General features: G+C 64.5%; 3 protein-coding genes and 1 pseudogene. All 4 read right to left on the reverse strand.

The window, feature by feature from the left end; translation table 11 throughout:
- The coding region (locus AC1ECW_RS16125; RefSeq protein WP_481202282.1) for a cache domain-containing protein at positions 1 to 1,026 on the reverse strand (1,026 nt) is incomplete at its 3' end.
- 212 nt (positions 1,027 to 1,238) lie between these two features.
- Positions 1,239 to 3,587 (reverse strand): methyl-accepting chemotaxis protein, encoded by a 2,349-nt coding sequence (locus AC1ECW_RS16130; RefSeq protein ID WP_481202283.1) that lies wholly within the window; start codon positions 3,585 to 3,587, stop codon positions 1,239 to 1,241.
- 63 nt (positions 3,588 to 3,650) lie between these two features.
- Positions 3,651 to 4,184 (reverse strand): chemotaxis protein CheW, encoded by a 534-nt coding sequence (locus tag AC1ECW_RS16135; RefSeq protein ID WP_481202284.1) that lies wholly within the window; start codon positions 4,182 to 4,184, stop codon positions 3,651 to 3,653.
- A 120-nt stretch (positions 4,185 to 4,304) separates the two neighbouring features.
- A pseudogene (locus AC1ECW_RS16140) lies at positions 4,305 to 4,490 on the reverse strand (methyl-accepting chemotaxis protein); the annotation flags it as partial.

A 4,490-nucleotide genomic window follows, 5' to 3' on the forward strand; every position in this document is an offset into this window, starting at 1 on the left:
GCGCTGGGCGACGCTGGAGGCTCCTGCGGCGAGCTGGTTGGCCTGGCGGGCGGCGTCGGCGGAGTGTTTGACGGTGCCGGCGATTTGCTCCATGGACGAGGCGGTTTGCTGCAGGCTGCTGGCGGTCTGCTCGGTGCGGCTGCTCAGGTCCTGGTTGCCTTGTGCAATCTCGGCGCTGGCCGTGGCGATGCTGTCGGTGCTGGCACGCACTTGCGCGACCATGCGACGCAAAGACGCGGTCATCTGAGCCAAGCTTTCGAGCAAGCTGCCGGGCGGCGGGTGGCCCAGATCCAGATCCAGCCGCCCTTGGGCGATGGCGTTCATGCAGCGCTGGGCCTCGGCCGGATCGCCGCCGATCTGTAGGCGGATGCTGCGGCCAGCCAGCAGGCTGACCCCGACGATCAAGCTCAGCAACAAGCCGCCGAGCAGCGCCGCTTTGTAGATCTCAGCGCGGGCCGCCGCGGCCAGGTCGTCCAGATACACGCCCGAGCCGATCATCCAGTTCCAAGGCTTGAATGCCATGGCGTACTGAAGCTTGGGCACCGGTTCGTTTTGGCCGGGGCGCGGGAAATGCGTGTCCACGAAGGCGCGTCCGTTCGCGCTGGCGCGCAAGGCATCGGCAATGTCTTTGATCGGGTACCGCCCTCGGCCGTCTTTGATCTTGTCGGCCATGTTCTGACCGCGCCATTCGGGGCGGATGGGATGCATCACGCCGACACCGTCCAAGGTCCAGATGTAGTAGTACTCTGACTTTCCATCCGGTCCGCCGTAGCGGGCCTGTTCAATGGCGGCGGCCGCCGCTTGCTGGGCTTGCTCTGGGCTGAGCTCGCCTTTTTGCGCTTTGGCGTGAAAACCGCTGGCGATGGCATACATCGATTCGACGGCTGCCTGAAGCGTGGCTTGCCGGTCTTCGGCCAGGCGCTGGTAGGTGCTGTATCCGTGGTAGAGCGTCAGCAGTACCACCGCCGCCAGACTGGTGACGATGATGCTGAGAATTTTCTGCCGGAAACTCAAACGATCGAACATGGGACGACTCCGAAAGCCTGTGATGTGGCGCGCACGACGCAGCGCGCGCTGTCCAGTCCTTATCGGTCCGCGGGGCCACACGCTTGAGTCGGGTGCACCCCAAGCCCTGTGAGGTAACTCACGGGTGGCGGCGGCCGTTTGCGGTCAAAGGGCCGCCCAAAAAGAAGCGCGGCTCGGTGCCGAGCCGCGCTTCGAAGGCGGTGACGGGGCACTCAGCCCAGTTCGCGCTGCAGCCTCAGGATCGCCTCGATGGTGCGGTTGCTCGCATCGGCAAACCGGCTGCCGGAGCCGATGTCTTTGAGCGCCTGGTCCATTCGGCCTGCATTCACGTGCTCGGCCACGGCCGAGAGGGTGCGATGGAACTGTGCATGCTCGTCCACGAGGCTGCGAAAGCTGGGCCGTGATCCCCAACGCGCTCCCCCCGGACCGTGCAGCCAGCGACCCAGCGGGCAGCGATCGTCGCGGCACAGGGTGTCAGCGTCGAGCTTTTCCTTCTTCGCAATGGCCTGGCGCAGTTTGACCTTCCAGCTCCGGTGCGCTTCGATGGCTTGCTGGAAATCGAAGTCCTCGGTGCGTTCGCCGACCAGATCGCTGCTGAGCTGGCGGGCGGCGGCTTGCGGCAGACGGAAGCGTTGCATGCGTTGCTGCAAATGCTCGGTGAGCTGCTTCATCGTTTGCGCGGCCGCGGCCGTTTCTTCGACCAAGGCGGCGTTTTGCTGTGTGCTGCGGTCCAGCTCTTGGGCGGCTTGCCCGATCTGCTCCACCCCCAGGGCTTGCTCGCGCGCGCCGGTGGCGATTTGGCCGATCACTTGGCCGAGATCTTGCGCGTCGCGTACCAGGGTTTCGATGGCTTGATGAGCCTGTGCCACGACGCGAGAGCCCTCGGTGGTGCGCTCGATGCTGGCCTGGATGAGCGACTTGATCTCGCGGGCGGCCGAGGAGCTCCTTTGAGCCAAGTTGCGCACTTCGGAGGCGACCACCGCAAACCCGCGGCCGGCTTCGCCGGCGCGCGCGGCTTCCACCGCCGCATTGAGCGCCAGGATATTGGTTTGGAAGGCGATGCCGTCGATGGTGCCGATGATCTCACCAATGCGTTGAGCCGAGGACTCGATGCCGTTCATGGTGTTTACCACCTGCTGCATGACGCTGCCTCCGTCTGCAGCGGCCTTGGCGTTGCGTTCTGCAAGCTGGGCGGCTTTCTCTGCGTGGGTGGCCGTGGATTTCACGGTGCCAGAGATCTGCTCCATGGTGGCGGCCGTTTCCTCCAGGTTGGCTGCAGTGCGCTCGGTGCGTGCGGAAAGATCCATGGCGCCATTGGCGATTTCCTCGGCAGAGTGGGTGATCTCATCGCTGGTGTCTCGCACGTCGCGCACCATCGCCCGTAAGGACTCCTGGGTGACTCGCAGGTCGTTCATCACCCGTGCCGCTTCGTCCTTGCCCCAAGGCGTGGGCTGGGTGGTCAGGTCACCGTTGGCCATGGCCTTGATGTGCTTGGAGATCTCCCGCAGACCGCCGTCGACCACCAGAAAGAAGGAGTAGATGAAATACACCGCCAGCAACAAGCTGATCGACAGCAGGGCCAAAAAGGCCAAGAGATGATTGGCCAGCGCGCCTTTCTCGACCTCGACGGCGTGAGCCAGTTGGCCGACGAGTTCGTCCTGGAGCTGCTTGATCGCCTCGATCGCCTGTGTGCCCAATTGCAACACCTGGGCTTCGCCGGAGGCTTGGGCGCCTTCGCGGATCAAACGCTCCACCGCCTGCAAGGCGGCCGCGGACCGGGTGAGGCCCTGGTGCTCTTCGATTCGGGCCAAGGTGTGTTCCAGACCGGCCAAGCGCTCTTGAACGGATGCGCTGGCCGCGGCGATGATGGGCGCGGCTTCGTCTTGAGCGACACGGCCGGACTTGGCGGCCGCCAAGGCGCCGCGCATGCGGGCCACCTGGTCGGCCAGGCGGGGGAGCTCATGCACGGCGGCATACCAAGTGTCCTGGATGTGATCCCAAAGAGAGTAGCGCAGGCGCGAGCGGTTGCTCGTGATCGACTGCCAGGCGTAGAAGCGATCGAGCCAGGCGTTGTGGCGTGCAAACACCTCCGTGGGGGCGCCGCTCATGGGCACCTCATCCAAGCTGCGCACCAGGGCTTGCCAGGCATCGCGCACGTCGGCCCATTCGGTTTGCTGCACCAAGCCGTTCAATTGGGCCGTGGCTTGCTTCAAGGCTTGGTCGTTGCTGGCTGCCGACGCGGTGCCTGATTGCCCAGCCGCCGCCAAGCGGCGGCGTTCCAGCACCAGGTGGTGGACCTCGATGCTCTGCTGGAGCAACTGCGTGCCCACGGCGTGCCGGGACAGCGAATTCCACTCGAACCATTGTGCTTTGGCCGTCCACATCATCAGCACCAACAGGGGCAGCAAAAGCAGCCCGCTGACGATGGAGGCTTTCGTGTGGAATCGCAGATTGCGAAACCATCGCACTCCGATGGCCCAAATGCCATGATGGGCGAAAAAGCCCGAGATCGCCGCCTCGGGCTTGGGGGCTTGTCCGGGCGCTTCGGCGGTTTGCTTCATCAACACACTGCCAGATGGAGTGATTTGCATTATTGGTCTCCGTTGTTGTTTTTTTCGGGCCGATCAGGGCATCACGGATTCCGTGCACGCCAAGCCGACGCTGGGTGACAAAAGCAGGTTTTCGATGTCAAGCAAAATGAGCATGCGATCGCCGACCTGACCCAAGCCGGTGATGTAGCGCGCATCGACGGCGGCGGAGATTTCCGGCGCCGGGCGGATGTGCTCGGCGCTGAGCTCCGTGACGTCGCTCACCGCGTCGACGACGATGCCGACGACACGGTCCCGGAAAGTCAGGATGATGGACACCGTGAATTCGGTGTACTCGGCCTTGTCGCAGCCCAGGCGCATGCGCAAGTCGACGATGGGCACGATCACCCCGCGCAGGTTGAGCACGCCTTTGATGTGCGGTGGCGCGTTGGCGATGCGCGTGGGCTCTTCATAGCCTCGGATTTCCTGGACCTTCAGGATGTCGATTGCGTATTCCTCGCTGCCCAGGCGGAAGGTGAGGTATTCGCGGGTCGGGCCGGCCGACGGGCGCACCGCGCCTTGTCGCGCCGCCGGGGCTTGCAGGATGGTGGGAGGATGCATCATGCCCATAGTGGCTCCTGTTTCATGATCACACAGGTGTTCGGTGTCTTCGGCACAAAAAGGCGGGGACTTGAGCCCCTGTTGCTTCCGCAGGCTTGACTGGGCCTGCGGGAAGGGCGGTGTCGGGCTTCAAGCGGTGGCGCTGTGCTCTTGCAGCCGGAAGGTGGCCACGACCTGAGCCAGTCGCTGTGCCTGTTCGCGCAGGGACTCGGCGGCGGCGGCGGACTGCTCGACCAGGGCGGCGTTTTGCTGGGTCATCTGGTCGAGCTGGCCGACGGCTGCGTTGATCTGGCCGATGCCGTCGTTTTGCTCGGA

Source organism: Caldimonas hydrothermalis (genome assembly GCF_056746695.1).

Bases quoted from the DNA above. Each gene is read 5' to 3' on its own strand.
- AC1ECW_RS16130 (WP_481202283.1), bottom strand. From the start codon at position 3,587: ATGAAGCAAACCGCCGAAGCGCCCGGACAAGCCCCCAAGCCCGAGGCG.
- AC1ECW_RS16135 (WP_481202284.1), bottom strand. From the start codon at position 4,184: ATGGGCATGATGCATCCTCCCACCATCCTGCAAGCCCCGGCGGCGCGA.